The organism is Bacillus sp. DC4300-2b2, assembly GCF_049895685.1.
Classification (GTDB): Bacteria; Bacillota; Bacilli; order Bacillales; family Bacillaceae; genus Bacillus; species Bacillus safensis.
The window spans coordinates 668,738-690,933 of record NZ_JAFCSW010000001.1 but is presented as its reverse complement, the minus strand read 5'-3'; the positions used below and the strand labels follow the sequence as shown (position 1 = coordinate 690,933).

The window sequence follows — 22,196 nt, the reverse complement described above, 5'->3', positions numbered from 1 at the left end:
TTGTCAACAATCTAAAAGCTATTTCCTATAAGGGAAATAGCTTTTTTTATAAGGCAAACGACATGAGGATCGGCGCTGCACATAATGTAATAATGGCTGAAATAATCATCGATACACTTGAGATCGTCCCTGAGACGGAGCTCATTTCAAAGGCTTTCGATGTTCCTGCACCGTGTGCACCTGTTCCAAGCAGGACGCCCATGGCAATGTCATTATCGATGCGGAAGTAACGGATCACCATTGGACCGATAATCGATCCAAACAGTGCGGTTAAAATGACAAAGACAGCCGTAACGGACGGCATGCCGCCGATCATTTCTGACACACTCATTGCTACAGGTGTTGTGACCGATCTTGGGACAAGGCTCTCAATAAGGCCTGTGTCTAGATGAAATAACTTGGCGATAAATGCCGTAGATAAAATCGCAATGATAGAGCCGCAAGCCACATTCAAAAGAATTTCCACTGCATGCTTCTTCAGGATATGAAAATACTTATATAAAGGAATGGCAAAAGCAACAGTCGCAGGCTGCAGCATATTCGTGAGCCATTTCCCGCCTTGATTGTAAGCATCGTAAGGAATGTTGACGATTAACAGCAAGACGACAAGAACAAGCGGAGTGACAAGTAATGGTGAGACATAAACCTTTGGATGCCGTTTGTACACCGCTTTTGATCCGAGATATAAAAGAACAGTTAAAATCAGAAATAGTCCGCCAACTAACATAGCTTTTTTCGCTCCTTTCGTTTCGCAATCATTTGCGTCATGATACCAGTTGAAAGCATGACCACAAACGTACTAAGTAAGACGACAAGGACAATACTTGTGCCAGATTGAGAAAGCAGTTTTCCATAATCAATGACACCAACTGCTGATGGAATAAAGAAAAGCAGCAGTTCTCCGAGCAGCCATACGGCGCCAAGTTCTATCCATTTTAATTGAATGATCTTAAAATGAAGTAATAAGAAAATGACAAGAATGCCTAAGATCGTGCCCGGGATTCTTAAATGCAAAAAGGCCGCCAGCACATTCATGAATTTCGCAAAAATAAACAAGACCATAATCTGAAGGGCAGCAATCAGCGGCGTTTTGAGCAATTTCACTTTCTGTTCACTCCTTTTTCTATATAAATTGTTCAGTGTTTCACAAAAACATGACAACGTTCCAATTGATGAGCTTACTTTAAAGTGTACAGCACGTTCAGTTATAGGTAAAATACATATATTGAATAGTAATTATTCCTTTTGTCTATAGGAAGGATGAAGCATGTGGACATCAGACATTTAACATATTTCTTAGAAGTGGCAAGGTTAAAGAGCTTCACGAAAGCATCGCAGTCCCTTTACGTATCACAGCCGACCATTTCCAAGATGGTCAAAAACCTGGAGGATGAGCTGGGGGTGCAGTTGTTTTACCGAAATGGACGGCAGGTTGAAATGACAGATGCTGGCCAAACCATGTATACACAGGCGAGTGAAATCACACAGTCATTTCAGAATTTAACGAGCGAATTAAATGATTTAATGAATGTGAAAAAAGGGCATATTCGAATTGGACTGCCCCCGATGATTGGGTCAAGTTTCTTCCCGAATGTCATGGGTGAATTCCGCCAGCAATATCCAGATGTCACATTTCAATTGGTCGAGCACGGCTCCATTAAAGTAGAGGAAGGGGTCGAGGATGGGTCGTTAGATATTGGTGTCATTGTTCTGCCTGCAAATGATAAAATTTTTCATACGTACACCATTATTAAAGAGAACATGAAGCTCGTGACGCATCCATCCCATCCGATGGCCGGTCGTGAGGAGGTACATTTGGCTGATTTAAGGGAAGAGTCGTTTATTTTCTTTAGAGAAGATTTTGTTCTGCACAGCCGGATTTTAAATGAATGCATGAATGCGGGGTTCCGGCCAAATGTCATTTATGAAACGTCTCAGTGGGATTTCATTAGTGAAATGGTAGCTGAAAACTTAGGGATTGGACTTCTGCCAGAACGAATCTGCCGTGATCTTGATCCTGAAAAGGTAAAGGTCATTTCCCTAAACCCATCGATCCCGTGGCATTTAGGTGTCATTTGGCGAAAAGACCGTTATTTGTCGTTTGCGGCAAGAGAATGGTTAAAGCATACGAAATCTTACGTGTGGGATGCAGAGTAAAAGTGAGGATGATACAGATGAAAACAAGCCGCGCGTCTCATTTATTGGAGAAGGTTCGAGAGGAAAATCCACTCGTTCATAATATCACGAATCAAGTCGTGACGAATTTCACAGCGAATGGACTGCTTGCTTTAGGTGCTTCGCCAGTCATGGCAAACGCCAAAGAAGAAGTGGCTGAAATGGCGCAATTAGCGGATGCACTTGTGCTTAATATTGGCACACTGACCAAGGAGACGGTGGAAGCCATGATTCTCGCTGGACAAGCCGCCAATGAAAAAGGTGTACCTGTTTTGTTAGATCCTGTCGGCGTCGGTGCGACAACATTTCGAGCGAATGCCGCTAAACAGCTGTTAGAGAAAGTAAAAATGACCGTGGTCCGAGGAAATGCTGCTGAAGTGGCTCATTTACTTGGAGTGGATGGCTGGGAATCAAAAGGCGTTGATGCGAAAGCGGCGAATGGAGATGTATTGGCATTAGCCAAACAAGCGTCCGTTGTACTTCAGACAATAGTGGTGATCACAGGAAAAGTCGATGTGGTGTCAGATGGAAATGAGGTGCTGTCCATTCATAATGGACATGAATGGCTCACCAAGGTGACAGGAACCGGCTGCTTGCTGACATCTATCATAGGAGCATTTTGTGCAGCAGGTGAAAGGCCGCTTCATGCGTCGGCCGCTGCATTGCTGTTTTATGGTGTGGCAGCTGAAAAGGCAGCTCTGCAAACAAAGGATAAAGGACCGGGGACCTTTCAAATGGAATTGTTAAACGCACTATCACACACAACCGGCGATGATGTGCTGACATTAGGGAAATTAGGGGGAGTTTCACATGACAAAGGCTGATCAAGAGCAAATCAAACAGCAATTATCGGTTTATTTTATTATGGGAACAGCAAATTCAACGAGACAGCCGCTTGATGTTGTGAACGAGGCCATTCAAGGCGGAATCACCATGTTTCAATTTCGTGAAAAGGGTGAAAAAGCCTTGCAGGGTGAAGAGAAGAAACAATTGGCTCGTCAAATTCAAGCGCTTTGCCAAGAAGCAAATGTTCCTTTTATTGTGAATGATGATGTACAGCTAGCGATTGATCTTGATGCAGATGGCGTTCATGTTGGACAGGAAGACACAAACGCAAAAGACGTCAGACAAAGGATCGGTAATAAAATATTAGGCGTGTCGACGCATAACTTAGATGAAGTGAAACAAGCCATGAAAGACGGAGCAGATTATGTCGGGATGGGCCCAGTCTATCCAACGGAAACGAAAAAGGATACACGCAGTGTCCAGGGGGTGTCTTTGATCACTGAAGTCCGCCGTCATGGCCTTCAAATTCCGATTGTGGGTATCGGAGGGATCACATACGACAATGCGGCTCCAGTCATACAAGCTGGGGCAGATGGCATTAGCATCATTAGCGCCATTAGCCAGAGCACCGATCCAAAAAAAGCAGCAGAAAAGCTGAAATCACTTGTTGAAACAGAAAAAGCATCTCTTTGATCTGAGAGAGACATGGATTGAATCAATTCATGTCTTTTCTTATGTCGGGGAAAATAGACAGGAGAGAAACAAATGTGTACAATTATATAGTTCGATTGTTTTCGAAATGACAGGTAAATAAAGGAGAATGAACATGGAAGTGCTCGATACGTATTTTCGCCGATACGATGAAGCAGGAAAAGGGCAGGAGCAGCTGGATGAATTGCTGGCATTGTTTTCTGACGATGTCATGATTGTCTTAAATGGCGCCCAGAAGCCTGGAATCCAAGCATTCACACAATTTTTGAACACATTTTTCCACGTACATGATGACATTAAGCATATGTGGGATGGATGGATTAAAAGAGCAGATGGAAAGTATGAAACAAACTGGGCCGTGTGCGGAAAGCTTTCGGATGGCCGTGTCTATACAGCAGAAGGAATTGATATCGCAGAGCTGGACGACCAAGGGAAGATCGTTTATTTAGAAAACGTTCCGAAAAACCCAGAGTTATTCCAGCGCTATTAAAAAGCCGGCTGAGCAGCCGGCTTTTTTATTTGTCTAAAGAATAGGCCTCGATGGCTTCTTGAACAGAAGTTTCTTCATCAAAAATAAGGTGGCGGCTGTATACTTCACTCAAGTGTAGTGATTTTTGCTCTAAGTGATCTACAAGCTCAAAAATATCTAGAATGGCTGCTAATTTTATGTTAGTTTGGCCACCTTCGGCATTATCATAGGTTTCCTCTGGGAAGCCTTGTTTGACTATTTCCTTCACTTGACGTTGGTTCTTAGCTTTTACCAAGACGATTCGTTCTTCAAAGATTTTATCGGGAATATTGCTTGGTGATGAGATGGATTCGAATAATAATTTTGCAGAATAAATCCTTTGCATACGTCATCCCACTTCTTTCGTGTCGATTTAAATAATTTCCAGTATGTGTATAACATGATAACATAGGAATGACATCTTGTAGGAGAATACATAACGATAAATAGATTCATTACAGGGAGGGATAGAGATGAAGAGTGTGGTTGATAACAGAGGGGAAGTTCATGAAATTCTGTTAATCATCATTACATGCTGCTCTCTCATCACGTTTAGAAGGGTTGCCAGATTAGAGAAGTATAAAAATAAGTTGAAAAGCCAATTTATACCTTACTGAGACTTGAACAGAAGAACACAAAAAAGCCGGCTAAGCAGCCGGCTTTTCCTTATGAATCAGTATCCATATGCATGCCTGTATGTGCCTTTACTTGAATTTCCGTAAAGGTGTCTTCATCTGCTTTTTCAGACGAGAATATCGTGCCTAAGTATGCGGCAAGGAATCCGAGTGGAATCGAGATAATCCCAGGGTTCGACAGCGGGATGAGCGGCTCTCCTGTGAAGATGGCTGCTCCTGATGGGTCCCAAACGCTTGGGCTGAGCGAGACGATGATCAGTGCACTCAGAAGGCCTGTTAAGCTTCCGGCAATGGCACCCGTAGAGTTAAAACGTTTCCAAAAAACAGTGAAGATAATCAAAGGTAAATTCGCACTCGCTGCGACTGCGAAGGCAAGAGACACAAGAAAAGCGACGTTTAAGGACTGGGCAAATAATGCAAGAATGATGGAGAGGATCGCCACGCCGATTGAAGCAAAGCGTGCCGCCTTCACCTGCTCCCGCTCACTCGCTTTTCCTTTGCGGATAATCTGACTATAAAAGTCATGGGCAAAAGCTGACGCGGCGGATAAAACAAGACCAGTCACCACTGCCAATATGGTCGCAAAAGCGATAGCGGAAACAAAGGCAAATAATAAATCTCCTCCAAGGGCTTGTGCCAGAAGAGGCGCGGCCATATTTCCGGCTGCATCTGCTGCTGTGATCGCTTCTGTTCCAACAAAGGCAGCAGCACCGAAGCCAAGGAAAACCGTCATTAAATAAAAAATCCCGATGATCCAAGTAGCAGAAAGAACCGATTTTCGCGCAGAAATCGCATCCTTTACTGTGTAAAAACGGATCAAAATGTGCGGCAAACCTGCTGTCCCAAGCACTAAGGCGAGGTTAAGAGACAAGGTTTCTAAAGGCACATCATATTTATTTCCCGGGTGAAGAAACGATTCACCAAGCGGGGTTGCAGTTTTCATCTGTTCAAACATCTTCAGCAGACTAAAATCAAACTTTGCAAACACAAGCAGAGAAATAATGAGCGTCCCAAGCATGAGAAGCACAGCCTTTGTGATTTGTACCCAGCTGGTCGCAATCATGCCGCCAAACACGACATAAATGGTCATCAGGACACCCACGATCAGCACTGCGATCCAGTAATCAATGCCAAGAAGCAGCTTGATTAATGCACCTGCTCCAACAAGCTGTGCAATCATATAAAAAGTGGAGACTGTAATGGTATTAAAGGCGGCAACCCCTCGAATGGCAGGGCGCTTAAATCGTGCAGCGATCATATCGGCCATCGTATATTTCCCTAGATTTCGTAGCGGTTCAGCCACAACGTAAAGAACGACAAGATACGCTACTAGAAAACCAATGCTATAGAAAAAACCGTCAAATCCGTTTAACGCGATCATTCCAGCAATCCCTAAAAATGATGCAGCAGACATATAGTCGCCAGCAATGGCAAGGCCGTTTTGAAACCCAGTCAGACCTCCGCCTGCTGTGTAAAAATCACTCGCATTGCTTGTTTTTTTCGCAGCAAAATATGTGATGACCAATGTGAGACCTACGATCGCTACGAACAAAATAAAAGCGGTCATGCTCATTCGTCATCACCTCTTGATTCAGTTTTTAAAGCGCTTACATAATTGTCGAACTTAGCTGCTTTTTTTGCATAAAGTCCACATAAAACCCAGGTCATGACAAATTGTGTGAGGGCGAATAACCAAGCCCATGAGATCGCGCCAATTGCCGGCGTGTTCAAAAAGGTGAAGTAGGATGTAGCAACCGGAAGTGAAAAGTAAAAGAGAAAAAAGAAAATCGTCATCGGTACGATAAATCTGCGTTTTTCCTCAAGAAGTTTTCGAAAATCCTCTGAAGCGGCAACCTTCTTATAATGAACTTTTTTGTCTGCCATTGTTTCCTCCTTTGTACGAATTAGGGACAAGGTACTCCAATGCATATGAGACGATCTGGCTGTTTATGACAGTATATCATAAAAAAGGCACCCGAAAAGGGTGCTTTCTATCGATAATTTGCAAGAAATTGTTCTCTCGCTTTTTCATATGCTTTTGCATCAAAATGATCTCCGCATTTATGAATACACCAAGGCTCTTCTTGTTTTGCAATTCCAACTTCATAGCCCTGCTGAGAGAATTCAAAGGACTGCGAGACATCATAAAAATGAAAGCCGTCAAAGAGGTCCTCACGCCACCTCACATCGTATTGTGTTGCCATGAATAGACCATCAATAGCCGCAGCTTTGATATAATCTTGCACTTCGGGCTGCTGACGGTCTCCTTCAAACGAAAGCAGCTGATAGGTGTCGTAGCGATATTCAATGACTTTACCCCTGCAATCAGCACTCTCCCACCAAATTCCATTGTCGGGCACGCTTTCTGCTCCAATCACGCCAACCATGCCAAGTGATGGATTTTGTAAAAAAAGGGGGATGAGCTCAAGCAGCATATGCTGTTTGACAATCAAGGTATCCTGATGAAGATAAATTTTAAACTGAGCTGGATGAGTGATGGCTTCATTGTAGGCAGAGGTCATACTTGATGCCTGTCTGATTGGTAAGACCTCCACATGGTATCCATGAGGAGCCGGAAGCGAAGCGAGCTGCCGGAAGCAAGCTTGAAACATCGATTCATCATTTACACATAAAACAAACAGGATGGTCGGATTACTCATGAAATGGAACCGCCTCGACTACATATTGATAGGCTGTAGCGGCCTCGTGAAAATCAGAACGAATGCCGTGTTTCATGAGTAATTCATGTAGATCATTCAACACGCTTGCATAGGAAGGATGCTGTACGCGAATAGCCTCGAATTCGCGAATGCGAAAACCCGCTGAATGAAAGAGTGCATGTATTTCGTGGAGCGTGAAGAAGCGTAGATGTGTTTGATCCATTAACCCTGCATCTGTATAAGTAAATCTGCCGGCTAGTAATTCTAAAACCGTTGAAATGTGGCCGATATTTGGAATAGATGACAAGATGGCACCCTCTTTTTTAAGGAAGGGTTTCACCTTTTTTAAAACGGCCCAAGGGTCCAATAAGTGCTCGAGGACATCTCCGAAAATAATGCAGTCAAATTGTTCATGTTCATAAGGGAGAGCCATCTGTTCAATATTTCCACAGAGAACATGATCCAGCTCTTGCTCAGCCTCTTTTGCTGCGTCTTCAAATGACTCAATGCCATAGATGGTTCGGCCCTTTTGTTTCAGGACTTTTCCAAGCTTGCCTGTGCCGCATCCGATATCCAACAAAGACGTCCATTCCGCGCGAATACGACTGACGATGACCGGGTTTACCCCATGATAATACTGATCCTTTTTTTGGTGATAATACGAAAGGGAATCTGAACTCACGCTCTACCCACCTTTCTGCTTTCTCGTTGTTTTCATGCTTAATATATGGGTGGGCAGCTTGGTTTTATAACGAGAGAAGGACAATTTTCATGAATGCAACTAAAAAGGAATCATATAGAGAACGGGAAGTGGACTGTCCTCCTAATATAGAAAGACAGAACCCCATTGAGTGAAGGGATTGGTATGGAGAGGTGTTCAATTATTGTAGCGTATCGTCATGAAAGGATTTTCGAAAGGTCAATTGACAGGTCAGAACTTTTAGCCAAAGCAGTCTGAAAGACAAAGGATAACGGCGTTGATTTACGGTTTGTTTATCATCTTCTGATCACCGTTGGATGTTAAAAAAGCTTGTATTTCTTCGATGCCTAGTCCAATTTTTTTCGCTTCCTGAATCAAATAAACCCACTCTTCGTCAACTCTTCTTTTCACTTGCGTATCCATAATATCCTCCAGTTCAATAAGACATATTCACTGCAACCAATGACTTGAACAAACCGTCTAGTAACTGTACGTGTGGTTAAAAACAGCGCAAAATAAATTTTTGTCGAAAAATGATGACATTTAACCTATTTTGTAAAATCTATCACCTACCACGTCCCTAAAAAAATGACTAAAAAACCCATAAATATTGAAATCTTACTTCTAATAATAAACAATTGTAAAGTCAGTTGAAAGATTATAAATTAAAATAATGATAAAGACCTAAAACATTTGAATCATATAAACCGATTGTGCTGACATTTGCCATCGAGTAGAACAAATTTCATCTTTTGCAGGACGTACATATTGTTCGTTTGGGAAGTTCTTCTCAAGATGGTATTCTAAAAGAAACAGAAACCACCAAGAAGGAATGAAGAAAGACATGTATAGCCTTTTTCAAAAGTATCAAGAAGTTGTCATGTATCTTGTGATGGGTGTGTGTACAACCATTGTCAATATCGTCACCTTCTATTTATTCGTTGAGATGTTTTCCATGGATTACAAAACAGCTACGGTTGTTTCATGGGTATTTGCTGTGCTCTTTGCTTATATCACCAATAAGAAGTATGTCTTCAAGCAAAAGGCTCGTGACACAAAAAGCCTCATGCGTGAGCTTTCTTCATTTTTTAGTGTCCGTCTCATGTCTCTAGGTGTAGATCTGGGGCTGATGATTTTATTTGTGAGCCAAATGGCGCTCAATGAAACCGTCGCAAAAATTCTTGTCAACTTTGTGATTGTGGTGGTCAATTATGTCGCCAGTAAGTGGTTCGTCTTCAAGAAAACAAAAGAAGATGCGATTTAACACATAAAAAAAGATAGGTGATGTGAAATGATCAGCAGGCCAGACGACTTATATGATGCCATATATCAACAAACAGAAAAGCAGCATGAACAAGTGCTGAGGCTAGTCAAAGAAATGACCGCACATCCAGAAGCGTTTTCGGAACAAGAAAAGGAAAAGATCAACCGAATGGACATTGCGCTTCAAACGGCAACGGACATTTTAGAAAACTTAATGACCCCTGATACGCAAATGACCATTGTTTTAAGACAAGGGAGAATTCATGTTGACCTGTCAAAAGCGTAAAAGAAGCAGCCAATGATAAAGCGGCTGCTTTTTATTATGCATCGCTTGTTTCCCGCAGTTGCTTTGGAGACATGCCGATTTTCTTTCGAAAGACTTTATTCAAGTAATTCGCATTTCGGTAGCCGCACTGTATGGCGATTTCTTCAATCGAGTATTTCGTTGTTTTTAATAATGTTTCCGCCTTCTCTAACCTGATATTGGTTAAGTAGTGAATTGGTGTGAAGCCAGTGGCCTTTTTGAATTCCCTCGTAAAATGACTTTTGGATAAACGTGCCGCAGCTGCCATATCGTCTGGGCCAATTTCCTCGTGAAAATGATGGCTGGCAAACAAGGCCGCTTGAACGATGGGCTCAGGCCATTTCTCCATTTGTCCCTCAAGCTTTGGCAAATATGAATACAGTTCCATGACAAATTGATAAGCAAGGCTAGACCCCTCAAATGGATTGGTAATCCGTCTTTCACTGGCTTCATCATAAATTTTCTTCAGCAGGCGGATCGGTTTGGAATTAGGATGAAAACGCATGACCTGCTTTCCTTGATCAATAAATTGGTCAAAGCAAAGATCGCAGGCTTCCCCATAAAGCGTCAAATATAGAAATTCCCAATGCTCACTGTCCTCTGGAAAATAATATTGATAGGCACTTGGACTTTTCACAAGAAAGGCCTGCCCTGGCAAGACTTTGAACCGCTTCTGTCCGATTTCAATCATGCCGTGTCCAGACAGTGTGAGCTGAAAGATGCACTTGCCCTGATCCTTCCGCTCCACGCCATTCCAGCTGTATAACGAAGATGATTGAACCTCCCAGCCAACAGACCATATTTGTGCCGGCAATGTAACATCAGAATGGTGAAAACGAAATGCAAATGCTTCCTTCTTCAAATTGGAAAACCTCCTTCACAGCAAAAAACAACCTTTTTCTATTTTGAATCATGGTACACCTCATATCACATCGTACCATTCACAGCAAAAAAAGGGTATTTTTTAACGATTTTTTTACCATTGAACTTACGCAGTTCAGGCAACTAAAATAAGAGTATCAGAAGAGAAAAGGGGAATGGATATGATCGATATGTTACGCACGGCATTTCTCCAGCAATTTGGGGATAGAGAAGAAGAACTTCGCTATTTTTTTGCCCCGGGAAGAGTGAACTTGATTGGTGAACATACAGATTACAATGGAGGTCATGTATTCCCTTGTGCGCTCACTCTCGGTACATATGCAGCATGTGCAAAGCGGTCAGATGGCCGCGTGAGAATGTATTCCTTGAACTTTGATGGCGATGGTGTGAAAGAATTCAATCTTTTTGAAATCGCTTACTTAGAGCCGGACGGCTGGGCGAATTATCCGAAGGGCGTGTTCCATCAGTTTATCGAAGCAGGGATGAAGATAGAAGAAGGCTTTGACATTGTATATGGCGGCAATATTCCCAATGGCGCAGGGCTGTCTTCCTCTGCCTCCATCGAGCTTGTCACCGCTGTCTTTATCAATGAATGGCATTCATTCGGCGTTTCAAATGCCCGTCTTGCCCTCCTTTCGCAGCGTGCAGAAAATGAATTTATTGGCGTCAATTGCGGCATCATGGATCAGTTTTCAATCGCTCTTGGAAAAGAAGATCATGCCATCTTGCTCAATTGCGATACCCTTGATTTTGAATACAGTCCGTTTCGGCAAGAGGGACTGGCGCTTGTCATTGCCAATACAAACAAAAAGCGGACACTGGCAGACTCCAAATACAATGAACGCCGGTCAGAGTGTCAATCAGCCTTAAACGATTTACGAAAAGAAATCGATCTTGCCCACTTATGTGAGCTCACGGCTGATGAATTTGCCGAGCATGCCCACTTGATACAGGATGAAACATGCCGCAAACGTGCAAGACACGTGGTGACAGAAAACGACCGAACCATAAAAGCAGTCAAATTTCTGAAAGATGATAAAATGGAAGAAATAGGTGCGCTTATGAAGGCATCTCATCTCTCTTTAAAGAATGATTATGAAGTGACTGGATTTGAACTGGATACTCTGGCAGAAGCCGCTTGGCTCCATCCTGGAACAATTGGCTCCCGTATGACGGGCGCGGGTTTTGGCGGCTGCACGATCAGTATTGTGCAAGAAAAACAGCTGGCATCGTTTATAGAAGAAACGGGTGCGATTTATCAAGAGAAGACAGGTATTCAAGCCTCTTTTTACACAGCTGGAATTGGAGGCGGCGCAAGAGAACTCACGAAGGAGGAAGTGTAATGACGATTTTAGTGTGCGGGGGAGCAGGGTACATTGGCAGTCATGCTGTAGCGGCTCTTTTAGCGAAAGGTGAACAAGTAGTAGTAGTGGATAATTTGCAGACAGGCCACAAAGAAGCTGTTTTGGAGGGAGCTGTTTTAGAAGAGGGAGATTTGCGAGATCAAGATTTTTTAAGACAGGTTTTCAAAACGCATCAAATAGAAGCGGTTATGCACTTTGCCGCAGATTCACTTGTCGGTGAGAGTGTGACAGACCCGCTAAAGTACTATGACAACAACGTTGGAGGAGCAACAGTCTTACTTCAGGTGATGAATGAATTTGATGTGAAACACATCGTTTTCTCTTCAACCGCAGCTGCGTATGGTGAACCAAAGCGTGTGCCGATCGTTGAAACGGATGAGACGAACCCAACCAATCCTTATGGAGAAACAAAACTTGCCATTGAAAAAATGCTGAAGTGGTCTGAGCAGGCATATGGAATGAAATACGTTGTGCTTCGCTACTTTAATGTAGCTGGTGCTCATACAGAAGGACTTGTCGGAGAGGATCATCAGCCTGAGACACACCTCATTCCGATCATTCTGCAAGTGGCTTTAGGAAAACGAGATCAGATCATGATTTACGGTGATGATTATGAGACAGAGGACGGCACGTGTATTAGGGATTACATTCATGTCATGGATTTAGTAGAGGCGCACATCTTAGCTGTTGATCGTCTGCGCGCTGGAAAAGGAAGTGCAACATATAACTTAGGGAATGGCACAGGCTTCTCCGTGAAACAGGTAGTAGATGCTGTAAGAAACGTCACGGGGCATGCGATTCCAGCACAGGTGGCTAACAGACGCGCGGGAGATCCAGCAAAGCTGATTGCTTCTTCTGAAAAAGCGCTGCAAGAATTAGGGTGGACACCTCAATATGCTGACCTTCACCCCATCATTCAAAGTGCGTGGGATTGGTTTCAGAAGCATCCTGACGGCTACCAGAGTAAATAGCGCGTAAACAGGCAGGCAAGAGAGGGGACAGAGAGAATGGCGGTTGATATTTTTGAAAAACTGGAACAGCTGATTCAATACGGAATTAATCAAGAGCTGATCACACCACTAGATATCGATTATACGAGAAATCGGCTGCTTGAGGTGCTTGGGCTGGATGAAGCTGAGCCAAGAACAGTCTCAGGGGATGCGGAGCTTGAAGACATCTTAATGCCGATGCTGGATTGGGCAGTAGAGACTGGCCTTATCCTTGAGGGGACGGATACGTATCGCGATTTACTAGATGCGAAAATCATGGGATGCTTGGTTGCGCCTCCAAGTGTCATCTACGCAAAGTTTGAAGAGAAACGCCAGTATGAAGGGCCAGAGGCTGCTACAAGCTGGTTCTATGAAATGCAGCAGCACGCACACTATATTCATACAGGCAGAATCGCCAAAAATGTGCAGTGGTTTACACCAACAGATGATGGCGAGCTGGAGATCACAATTAATCTATCGAAGCCGGAAAAGGACCCAAAAGCAATCGCTGAAGCCAAAAAGCTTAGTCAAAAACAATATCCTCTTTGTCTCCTTTGTAAAGAAAACGTTGGGTTTGGGGGACGGATCAACCATCCAGCGAGACAGAATCATCGGATTATTCCTGTGACACTCACAGATGAATCTTGGTTTCTACAATTTTCACCTTATGTGTATTACAACGAGCACTGCATTGTGTTCAAAGGCGAACATGAGCCGATGAGCATCACCAAAAAAACCTTTGAACGATTGCTTTCTTTCATATATATATACCCGCACTATTTCATCGGGTCGAACGCCGACCTTCCGATTGTCGGGGGCAGTATATTAAGTCATGACCATTTTCAGGGCGGCGCGCATGAATTTCCGATGGCGAAAGCGGAGCTTGAAGATGTTTTTTCTCTGAGTGCCTTTCCGAATGTGAGGGCCGGGATTGTGAAATGGCCGATGTCTGTGATCCGCCTTCGAAGCAGCGATAGGCAGACGCTTGCAGACGCCGCAGACTTTATCTTAAACGAGTGGAAAATGTATTCAGATGAAGAAGTGGAGCTGCTAGCTCATACAGGAGAGACGCCGCATAATACCATTACACCAATTGCACGCCGACATGGAGATGACTATGAATTAGATCTAGTGCTGCGTAATAATCGTACAAACAAGCAGCACCCGGACGGAATTTTCCATCCGCACGAAGAAGTCCATCATATTAAAAAAGAGAATATCGGATTAATTGAAGTGATGGGTCTTGCAGTTCTTCCTGGTAGATTAGCAGAGGAATTAAGCCAATTAAAAGAAGCGCTGTTATCCAAAAACCCCCTTGAAGAAATCAAAGCCCGTCCTGCTATCACGAAACATGAAGCATGGGCAAAGCGTCTGCTTGAAGAGAACACCTTTACAGTGGAGAATACAGAAGCCATTTTACAAAAAGAAGTCGGCATGATTTTTTCTCGAATTCTCTCACAGGCGGGTGTGTTTAAAAGAACCGAGCAAGGGAAAACAGCTTTTAAACGTTTCATTCATACACTCATATAGGCAGGTGATTAGATGATTGAACAAGTAAGAACAATAATGGAAGAAAAACAGCTCGACGGTGTCTTAATTCAAAAGCGAAATAACTTCTCCTGGCTGACAGGAGGAAGAAGAAATCATATCGTGTTAAATACACCAGAGGGCGTGTGTAAGCTGCTTGTGTTAAAAGACGACATCGTCCTCATTGTGAATCAAATGGAAGAAAAGCGGATCATTGAAGAAGAGATGGCGTATATCGATCACCCATTTCAAGTAGTAACGATGGATTGGTATGAGGATGATACGACACACATTCAAACACTCACAAAAGACAAACGAATCGGGTCAGACATTCAAATGGATGGATTCGAATGGATCGAGCCGGATTTGTCGCAAGTTCGATCCATTCTTTCCGCATCACAGCTCCGCCAATATGAAACGCTTTGTCATGAAACAGCAGTCATTGTAGAGAATGTCTGTAAAGAAATCGTTCCAGGACAGACAGAGTACGAAATCGCATCGCTTGCGGCTCAAAAAGCGATCGCGCAGGGAATGACGATAGAGGTACTGCTTGTGGCAACAGATGACCGGATTCATCAATACCGTCATCCAATTCCAACAGACAAAAAACTTCAAAAGCATGCGCTTGTTGTCCTTTGCGCTGAACGGCACGGACTCGTGGCGAATGTCACAAGGTCTGTTTACTTCGGTCAGCTTCCAAAGGAGCTTGAAGAGAACAAAGAGCGGCTTGCACGAATTGACACGGTCATGAATGCCGCCACGCGCCCCGGTAAGACTTTGGGAGACGTGTTGAAAGCAGGTATTGCTCAGTATGAAAATGAAGGCTTCCCCGATAGCTGGAAAAAGCTTCATCAAGGAGGGAAAACGGGCTTTGTGTCTAGAGAAATGATTGCAGTTCCTTCATCGAAGGAAGAAATTCAGCTGCATCAAGTGTTTACATGGAACCCTTCATTGCCTGGATTGAAATCAGAGGATACGATAGTCGTAGAGAAAGAGGGGAACCGCTTTTTAACCTATACAGGCAAGTGGACATACATTGATGTTGAACATGAAGGGGACATCTATAGGCGCCCTGATATTTTAGTAAGAGATGAATAATTGCAGAATGCCGGCGCTGAGCCGGTTTTTTGCTGGAAGTCATTTTGTGGGATTCCACATATTCAACATGATTACCAATTCTTACAGCGTATAGTTAGAGGATCGATACTTTCTTTTCTTGTCAACTTGCGTTAAAATGAGTAAGGTTTTTGTTAAATGTGGGGATACCTATTTTGAAATTGTTTACCTAGATAAAATTTCATTAAGTTAAATTGAAATTTGACCAAACTTTTTTATTGTGGTAAACCTAAATTTGACAAAGTTATAGATTGTTTGTCCTTTGCCTTCAACTCTCAACTTTTCAAAATCCTAGTAATTTATTGTGTGTGCAATAATATAAATTTATGTCGAATTTATGACATTTTAAGAGAAATCTGTTGAAAAATAAATGAACTTTTGAAAAAAGGGAAGCTAACTCTAACAGATTTTGATAGCATTACAAAGGGAAGAAAAGTTTTCGAAGGCAGATGGCTTTTCACAATTATTCAGCAATTTATACATTATTTAAGGAAGGATGGTGATCTTCTTGTTCAGAGCCATTAAACCTATGCTTTTATTAGCGATGCTCGTGAGTGTTTTTGTATTAGGAGGTTGCAGCAATATCGCTGTTTTAGATCCTAAAGGACCAGTCGCAGCACAACAAAAAGACTTAATCCTTTTATCTATCGGATTCATGCTCTTTATCGTTGGTGCGGTATTTGTACTGTTTACCATCATTTTGGTTAAATACCGTGAGCGTAAGGACGTTGGAAACGCCTCTTATAACCCAGAAATACACGGGAATACGCTTCTAGAAGTTGTCTGGACAGTGATCCCAATATTAATCGTTGCTGCTCTTTCTATTCCAACTGTAAAAACAATTTACTCTTTGGAAGAGGCACCTCAAGCAACAAGCCATAAAGATCCACTTGTCGTTTATGCGACAGCTGTTGATTGGAAATGGATCTTTAGTTATCCAGAGGAAAATATTGAGACAGTGAACTACTTAAACATTCCAAAAGATCAGCCGATTTTATTCAAAATCACTTCCGCTGATACAATGGCATCCCTATGGATTCCTCAGCTAGGCGGGGAGAAGTATGCGATGGCTGGAATGGAAATGGAACAATATCTTCAAGCTGATGAAGTGGGCACATACCAAGGAAGAAACGCCAACTTCACAGGTGAGGGCTTTGCTCAGCAAAAATTCAAAGTCAATGCGATGACGCAGTCTGACTATGATAAATGGGTAAACAAAACGAAGAAAGAAGCACCGAAGTTAACGAAGAAAACGTATGATTACTTGATGCTTCCTGATGCTGCAGATGTGCAGACATTCTCATCAACACATTTATCCTTTGCGAAGCACGGAGAGGATTCTGAATATGCACTCCAAGCACGCAAACGTTTAGGTTACCAAGCAGTTTCTCCGCATTCCAAGACAGATCCTTTCGAGAATGTGAAGAACTATAAAAGAAAACTAGAAACAGAATAAACTGACTAAGGAAAGGAGGAGGCCGTTATGCATTTAAAATGGGATGAGTTTTTTGTAACTGGAGACCCATTAATTCTTGGTGCGCAAATTTCTATCGCTCTTACCTCCATTGCCATCGTGTTTGTTTTAACCTACTTTAAAAAGTGGAAATGGCTCTGGAAAGAATGGCTGACATCAGTTGATCATAAAAAGCTTGGAATCATGTATATCCTTGCTGCTGTGATTATGTTCTTCCGCGGTGGGGTAGACGGACTGATGATGCGCGCGCAGCTGGCGCTTCCTAATAATACGTTTTTAGATTCAAACCACTATAATGAAATCTTTACAACGCATGGTACGATCATGATTCTATTCATGGCGATGCCATTTTTAATTGGTTTAATCAACGTCGTTGTTCCTCTTCAAATTGGTGCACGTGACGTTGCATTCCCTTATTTGAACAACCTTAGCTTCTGGACATTCATGGTCGGAGCAATGCTGTTCAACATTTCCTTCGTTATTGGAGGATCACCAAGTGCAGGCTGGACGAGTTACATGCCGCTCGCCGGAAATGATTTCTCACCAGGACCTGGACAGAACTACTACTTGCTCGGGCTCCAAATTGCAGGTATTGGTACACTTATGACAGGTATTAACTTCATGGTGACCATCTTAAAAATGCGTACAAAAGGTATGACACTTATGCGTATGCCAATGTTTACATGGACAACATTGATTACGTCTGTCATCATCGTTTTTGCATTCCCTGTACTAACAGTTGCTTTAGCACTTATGACATTTGATCGTTTATTCGGATCTGCATTCTTTACACTCGAAGCAGGCGGTATGCCGATGCTTTGGGCGAACCTATTCTGGATTTGGGGACATCCTGAGGTATATATTGTTATCCTGCCGGCTTTCGGTATTTTCTCAGAAATTTTTGCGACGTTCTCAAGAAAGCAGTTGTTTGGTTACAAAGCGATGGTTGTCTCGATTGTGGCAATCTCTGTTCTTAGTTTCCTTGTGTGGGTTCACCACTTCTTTACAATGGGGAACAGTGCAGCGGTTAACTCATTCTTCTCGATTACAACAATGGCGATTTCTGTACCAACAGGTGTGAAAATCTTTAACTGGCTCTTTACGATGTATCGAGGCCGTATCAGCTTTACATCACCAATGCTTTGGGCACTTGGTTTCATCCCGAACTTCGTAATCGGTGGTGTAACTGGGGTTATGCTTGCGATGGCAGCTGCGGATTACCAGTACCATAACACGTACTTCCTTGTATCCCACTTCCACTATGTATTAATCGCAGGTACTGTATTTGCTTGTTTTGCTGGTCTTGTTTTCTGGTATCCAAAAATGTTTGGTTACAAGTTAAACGAAAGAATCGGCAAATGGTTCTTCTGGGTATTCATGATCGGATTTAACATTTGTTTCTTCCCGCAGTACTTCTTAGGACTGCAAGGAATGCCAAGACGTATTTATACGTATGGACCAGAAGATGGCTGGACTGCACTAAACTTTATTTCAACAATTGGTGCATTTATGATGGGTATCGGATTCATCATCCTTTGCTACAACATTTACTACAGCTGGAGACACGCAAAACGTGAAGTGTCTGGAGACAGCTGGGGAGAAGGACGTACACTTGACTGGGCGACATCTTCTGCAATTCCGCCGCATTATAACTTTGCAGCACTTCCAGAAGTGACAACACCAGATGCATTCCATCATTGGAAGCAAAACAATGTAGACGTTCATCCTGAAAAAGAATTCAAGAAAATTCACATGCCGCACAATTCAGGCAGACCGCTGATCATGTCTGCATTCTTTGGACTTGGTGCATTCGGTCTTGTATTTGAATGGTACTGGATTGGCGTTATTGGCTTAATCGGTGTATTCGCAACGATGATTTTACGTTCATTCGAATATGACGATGGCTACTATATTCCTGTTGAAGAAGTAATCGAAACAGAGAAAAAGAATAAGGAGGCGCAGAAGTAATGGGACATAATGATAGCAGCTATGCAAATGCACCGCTTGAATATCGCTCTGAAACCGGACGTTTAAACATCCTTGGTTTCTGGATATTCCTTGGCGCGGAAATCGTGTTATTCTCAACACTTTTTGCGACCTACTTTGTTCTACATGGCAGAACAGCTGGTGGCGTTTTACCAGCTGAGCTGTTTGATATGAAACTTGTATTGATCATGACATTCCTGCTATTGGTTAGTTCATTTACATGTGGGATTGCCGTTCATGAAATGCGCCGTGGAAGTACAAAAGGGGTTGTCATCTGGACGATTCTCACACTGCTTCTAGGTGCAGGCTTCGTTGGATTTGAGATTTTTGAGTTCTTCCATTATGTACATGAGGGTGCGAGCATCCATACAAGTGCGTACTGGTCTGCATTCTTTGTACTCTTAGGAACTCACGGACTACACGTATCGATCGGTATCTTCTGGATTACCGGAATCTTGTTCCAAATTAAAAAACGTGGATTAACTCCACAAACAGCAGCGAAGATTTTTATCTCAAGTCTATACTGGCATTTCCTTGATGTTGTATGGATTTTCATCTTCACAGCTGTTTACTTGATCGGATTAGGGGGGCTTTTGTGATATGGCTGGAAAAACACATTCCTCAGCAGAGCACGAACACTTCCCTTGGAAACACGTAGTTGGCTTCATCCTATCCATTGTGCTGACAATCTTAGCATTCTGGATTGCCATTGGAGCTGAAATTGGCAGTTCCGCAAAACTATGGATTATCTTTGGTTTTGCGTTCATTCAAGCATTCTTGCAGCTGTTCATGTTTATGCACATGACAGAGAGCGAGAACGGAACTGTTCAAGTCGGAAATACTTTGTTTGGTCTGTTCTGTGCGATTATCTTCGTCATCGGATCTGTTTGGATCTTTGCGGCTCACTACAGCCACGGAGAGAACAGTAAAGACGGTTATTCACCGTCTGCACCAAAGCAGTCTGAGCATTCAGAGAAATAATAAAAAAACCACTCATCTCTTGAAGGTGAGTGGTTTTTATCATAATGGTGATAACGCTTCCAATAGTTGGGCGATATCTATCTGCTGCTGAATCTTTTGCGAATGAATGGAAGTCCGTAGATGAGGAACGCTGCAATGTGAGCCAAAATCACGTTAATGGCAAAGAATGCGATCATGAAGGTATGTCCTGCTGGAGATAAACTGCTTGTCATGTAAAGACCGAAGAAAATCCACATAATCATAATGGGTGGAATAGATGCTAATGCAATCTTTCTGTTTTCCAGCCATAAAAACAGGGGTGTAGCCGTTGCAATACATAGGTACGCAAAGAACATATCCATCGTATCCAACTCCTTTTTAAGTTGATGTTCAAATCAAATGAGAGGTCAGGATGCAATTGTGTCTGTTTTTAGGAGATATTGTGAACATTTTGTTACAGGTATTATACCACAATTGACTTTGAAGTAAACGTAATAATTGGAAAATGGGCCTTATTCCATACAAAATGGTTTTAATCCTCATTCCTCAGTGCAGCTTATCTCATCTGATGTTTACTTTTCATATCGCCACATAGGTCATTGAATTTTCCCCTTAAAATCTGTAAAATAAACTTTTTAAAGGACTTGAGATCGGTTGAATGAAAAGTGTATAGAGGAATTTTTTCCTATTGTTAGGATGAAAAGTATTTCATTTTTTGAAAATTGAATGGAACCTTTCGGATGTATCTTCCGTCATATTTAAGGTGAGTTGATTTTGTGAAAATTTCAATCTAATATAAATAAGGGCGTTTATGTTTTGTAATAAGGGTGGTTAGTTCATGAACAAGCAGAATACATCTCCTTACTATCAAGGAGATTTGATTTTTATATTTTTAGCCTTCTTTGCCATCAGTGTCATTGCGATTTATGCTGCGGGTCAATTTGGGCAGTATGGAACTAATGCATGGACGAGGCAGATTATTTACTACATGGTCGGAGTTATATGTATTGTAGCCATAAATTATTTTGATTTGGAGCAATTAGAGAAGCTAAGTCTCTATATTTTTATAGGTGGCATACTGCTGTTACTTTTTCTGAAAGTTGCTCCTGCAAAAATTGGAAGTCATGATTTTGCTCCAATTAAAAATGGTGCAAAAAGCTGGTTTGTGATACCAGGGGTTGGAACACTTCAGCCCTCAGAGTTCATGAAAATTGGTTTGATTATGATGCTCGCATCTGTCATCGGCAAGTCAAGCCCTAGAGGAAAACGGACATTAGAAGATGATATCTTTCTACTATTAAAAATTGCTGGGGTGTCAGCTGTACCAGTTGGACTGATTTTCTTGCAGGATGCAGGGACTGCGGCTGTTTGTATGTTTATTGTCGTCGTGATGGTGTTTTTATCAGGGATCAATTGGAAACTCATTTCTCTTATCGGTTCAGTGGTTGTGCTTTTAGTTGCCTCTATTTTAGCCGTGATCATCTTATTCCCTGATTTTGCGAAAACAATCGGCATTCAGCAGTACCAGATCAACCGTATTACCGCTTGGCTGCCTGATAGTTCTTCGACAGCCAACCAAGCACAGACGCAGGATGCATCTGGATCTGATAAATATCAAGTAGAGCAGGCGATTATGGCCATTGGTGCAGGTCAGATTTTTGGGAACGGCATTAAAAACTTAAAGGTCTATGTTCCTGAAGCACAAACGGATATGATTTTCTCCATTATAGGTGAAGCCTTTGGCTTTATCGGCTGTGCGTTTGTTGTGATCATGTTCTTCTTCTTGATCTACCGGCTGGTCGTGCTGATTGACCGAATACATCCTTATAGCCGATTTGCATCATTCTTCTGCGTCGGATATACAGCCTTGATTGTGATCCATACGTTCCAGAACATTGGAATGAACATAGGCGTGATGCCTGTAACAGGGATTCCGCTCTTATTTATCAGCTTTGGAGGAAGCTCTGTCTTGTCCGTTCTGATTGGATTCGGGATCGCCTATAACGCAAGCGTTCAATTAACGAAATATCAAAGTTATTTATTTAAATAAAACGGGTAAGGGCAGTCTAAGTATAGGCTGTCTTTTTTATTGCGAGTTTTAATTTTTGAAAAGCCCTATGTTTTTGTTTTATGATAGAAGAAGTCAAGGAGGTCTT

General features: G+C 42.4%; 25 protein-coding genes. 15 read left to right on the top strand and 10 right to left on the bottom strand.

Annotated features, from left to right (window positions below; genetic code table 11):
• Positions 1 to 46: 46 nt before the first annotated feature.
• Together ACP69X_RS03575 and ACP69X_RS03570 are read right to left on the bottom strand one after the other, a co-directional pair.
• The gene (locus ACP69X_RS03575; protein ID WP_039182414.1) at positions 47 to 727 is read right to left on the bottom strand and encodes a CidB/LrgB family autolysis modulator; all 681 of its coding nucleotides are present in this window, start codon (positions 725 to 727) and stop codon (positions 47 to 49) included.
• Entirely contained in the window at positions 721 to 1,104 is a 384-nt protein-coding gene (locus tag ACP69X_RS03570; protein ID WP_081378132.1) for a CidA/LrgA family holin-like protein, read from the bottom strand. The genes ACP69X_RS03575 and ACP69X_RS03570 overlap by 7 nt, the downstream gene beginning before the upstream one ends.
• A gap of 165 nt (positions 1,105 to 1,269) precedes the next feature.
• On the opposite strand from ACP69X_RS03570, the gene cidR reads away from it, so the two are divergent.
• From cidR to ACP69X_RS03550, 4 genes are all read left to right on the top strand, one after another.
• Entirely contained in the window at positions 1,270 to 2,157 is an 888-nt protein-coding gene (cidR, locus tag ACP69X_RS03565; protein ID WP_039182411.1) for a cidABC operon transcriptional activator CidR, read from the top strand.
• A gap of 17 nt (positions 2,158 to 2,174) precedes the next feature.
• Complete coding sequence (gene thiM / locus ACP69X_RS03560) at positions 2,175 to 2,999, top strand: hydroxyethylthiazole kinase (protein ID WP_041087664.1); 825 nt, start codon at positions 2,175 to 2,177, stop codon at positions 2,997 to 2,999.
• Positions 2,986 to 3,654 carry a thiamine phosphate synthase gene (gene thiE / locus ACP69X_RS03555; RefSeq protein ID WP_041087665.1) on the top strand — a complete coding sequence of 223 codons (669 nt, stop codon included), beginning with the start codon at positions 2,986 to 2,988 and terminating at the stop codon, positions 3,652 to 3,654. Before thiM ends, thiE begins: the two co-directional genes overlap by 14 nt.
• A 133-nt stretch (positions 3,655 to 3,787) precedes the next feature.
• The gene (locus tag ACP69X_RS03550) at positions 3,788 to 4,162 is read left to right on the top strand and encodes a nuclear transport factor 2 family protein (protein WP_041087666.1); all 375 of its coding nucleotides are present in this window, start codon (positions 3,788 to 3,790) and stop codon (positions 4,160 to 4,162) included.
• 25 nt (positions 4,163 to 4,187) lie between these two features.
• On the opposite strand, the gene ACP69X_RS03545 is transcribed toward ACP69X_RS03550, so the two are convergent.
• The 6 genes from ACP69X_RS03545 to ACP69X_RS03520 form a co-directional block, all read right to left on the bottom strand.
• Complete coding sequence (locus tag ACP69X_RS03545) at positions 4,188 to 4,526, bottom strand: DUF4288 domain-containing protein (protein ID WP_041087667.1); 339 nt, start codon at positions 4,524 to 4,526, stop codon at positions 4,188 to 4,190.
• A 320-nt stretch (positions 4,527 to 4,846) separates the two neighbouring features.
• A complete protein-coding gene (locus tag ACP69X_RS03540; protein ID WP_024423846.1) occupies positions 4,847 to 6,388 on the bottom strand; it encodes a solute symporter family protein in 1,542 nt (513 codons plus the stop codon).
• Positions 6,385 to 6,699 (bottom strand): DUF485 domain-containing protein, encoded by a 315-nt coding sequence (locus ACP69X_RS03535; protein ID WP_024423845.1) that lies wholly within the window; start codon positions 6,697 to 6,699, stop codon positions 6,385 to 6,387. The genes ACP69X_RS03540 and ACP69X_RS03535 overlap by 4 nt, the downstream gene beginning before the upstream one ends.
• Before the next feature lie 107 nt (positions 6,700 to 6,806).
• Positions 6,807 to 7,475, bottom strand: a complete 669-nt coding sequence (locus tag ACP69X_RS03530) for a glycosyltransferase family protein (protein WP_041087668.1) — start codon at positions 7,473 to 7,475, stop codon at positions 6,807 to 6,809.
• On the bottom strand, positions 7,468 to 8,157 hold the full coding sequence (locus ACP69X_RS03525) for a class I SAM-dependent methyltransferase (RefSeq protein WP_041087669.1): 690 nt from the start codon (positions 8,155 to 8,157) through the stop codon (positions 7,468 to 7,470). The genes ACP69X_RS03530 and ACP69X_RS03525 overlap by 8 nt, the downstream gene beginning before the upstream one ends.
• Before the next feature lie 300 nt (positions 8,158 to 8,457).
• Positions 8,458 to 8,598 carry an anti-repressor SinI family protein gene (locus tag ACP69X_RS03520; RefSeq protein WP_008345506.1) on the bottom strand — a complete coding sequence of 47 codons (141 nt, stop codon included), beginning with the start codon at positions 8,596 to 8,598 and terminating at the stop codon, positions 8,458 to 8,460.
• Positions 8,599 to 9,055: 457 nt separating this feature from the next.
• Here ACP69X_RS03520 and ACP69X_RS03515 point away from each other — a divergent pair, with 457 nt between their 5' ends.
• Together ACP69X_RS03515 and ACP69X_RS03510 are read left to right on the top strand one after the other, a co-directional pair.
• Complete coding sequence (locus ACP69X_RS03515) at positions 9,056 to 9,439, top strand: GtrA family protein (protein ID WP_426052484.1); 384 nt, start codon at positions 9,056 to 9,058, stop codon at positions 9,437 to 9,439.
• Between the two features lie 27 nt (positions 9,440 to 9,466).
• A complete protein-coding gene (locus ACP69X_RS03510) occupies positions 9,467 to 9,724 on the top strand; it encodes a hypothetical protein (RefSeq protein WP_426052423.1) in 258 nt (85 codons plus the stop codon).
• 34 nt (positions 9,725 to 9,758) lie between these two features.
• Here ACP69X_RS03510 and ACP69X_RS03505 read toward each other — a convergent pair whose 3' ends face one another.
• On the bottom strand, positions 9,759 to 10,604 hold the full coding sequence (locus tag ACP69X_RS03505) for an AraC family transcriptional regulator (protein WP_007497828.1): 846 nt from the start codon (positions 10,602 to 10,604) through the stop codon (positions 9,759 to 9,761).
• Positions 10,605 to 10,785: 181 nt separating this feature from the next.
• Between ACP69X_RS03505 and ACP69X_RS03500 the strand changes: the two genes are divergently transcribed.
• The 8 genes from ACP69X_RS03500 (at position 10,786) to qoxD (ending at position 20,061) form a co-directional block, all read left to right on the top strand.
• Positions 10,786 to 11,967: a galactokinase gene (locus ACP69X_RS03500; RefSeq protein ID WP_426052422.1), complete on the top strand. Its 1,182-nt coding sequence runs from the start codon at positions 10,786 to 10,788 to the stop codon at positions 11,965 to 11,967.
• On the top strand, positions 11,967 to 12,959 hold the full coding sequence (gene galE / locus ACP69X_RS03495) for a UDP-glucose 4-epimerase GalE (RefSeq protein ID WP_426052421.1): 993 nt from the start codon (positions 11,967 to 11,969) through the stop codon (positions 12,957 to 12,959). The genes ACP69X_RS03500 and galE overlap by 1 nt, the downstream gene beginning before the upstream one ends.
• Before the next feature lie 36 nt (positions 12,960 to 12,995).
• On the top strand, positions 12,996 to 14,507 hold the full coding sequence (galT, locus tag ACP69X_RS03490; RefSeq protein WP_426052420.1) for a UDP-glucose--hexose-1-phosphate uridylyltransferase: 1,512 nt from the start codon (positions 12,996 to 12,998) through the stop codon (positions 14,505 to 14,507).
• Between the two features lie 12 nt (positions 14,508 to 14,519).
• Positions 14,520 to 15,602, top strand: a complete 1,083-nt coding sequence (locus ACP69X_RS03485; RefSeq protein ID WP_073978820.1) for a M24 family metallopeptidase — start codon at positions 14,520 to 14,522, stop codon at positions 15,600 to 15,602.
• Positions 15,603 to 16,119: 517 nt separating this feature from the next.
• Positions 16,120 to 17,076, top strand: coding sequence for a cytochrome aa3 quinol oxidase subunit II (qoxA, locus tag ACP69X_RS03480; protein WP_087976235.1), 957 nt, complete (start codon positions 16,120 to 16,122; stop codon positions 17,074 to 17,076).
• A 27-nt stretch (positions 17,077 to 17,103) separates the two neighbouring features.
• Entirely contained in the window at positions 17,104 to 19,062 is a 1,959-nt protein-coding gene (qoxB, locus tag ACP69X_RS03475) for a cytochrome aa3 quinol oxidase subunit I (protein WP_007497822.1), read from the top strand.
• Positions 19,062 to 19,679: a cytochrome aa3 quinol oxidase subunit III gene (gene qoxC / locus ACP69X_RS03470; RefSeq protein ID WP_039182371.1), complete on the top strand. Its 618-nt coding sequence runs from the start codon at positions 19,062 to 19,064 to the stop codon at positions 19,677 to 19,679. The genes qoxB and qoxC overlap by 1 nt, the downstream gene beginning before the upstream one ends.
• 1 nt (position 19,680) lies before the next feature.
• Entirely contained in the window at positions 19,681 to 20,061 is a 381-nt protein-coding gene (qoxD, locus tag ACP69X_RS03465) for a cytochrome aa3 quinol oxidase subunit IV (protein WP_007497818.1), read from the top strand.
• Positions 20,062 to 20,138: 77 nt separating this feature from the next.
• Here the strand turns inward: qoxD and ACP69X_RS03460 are convergent, their stop codons facing one another.
• Entirely contained in the window at positions 20,139 to 20,402 is a 264-nt protein-coding gene (locus ACP69X_RS03460) for a spore morphogenesis/germination protein YwcE (protein ID WP_008345491.1), read from the bottom strand.
• 476 nt (positions 20,403 to 20,878) lie between these two features.
• Between ACP69X_RS03460 and ACP69X_RS03455 the strand changes: the two genes are divergently transcribed.
• On the top strand, positions 20,879 to 22,090 hold the full coding sequence (locus tag ACP69X_RS03455) for an FtsW/RodA/SpoVE family cell cycle protein (protein ID WP_041087681.1): 1,212 nt from the start codon (positions 20,879 to 20,881) through the stop codon (positions 22,088 to 22,090).
• Positions 22,091 to 22,196: the final 106 nt, after the last annotated feature.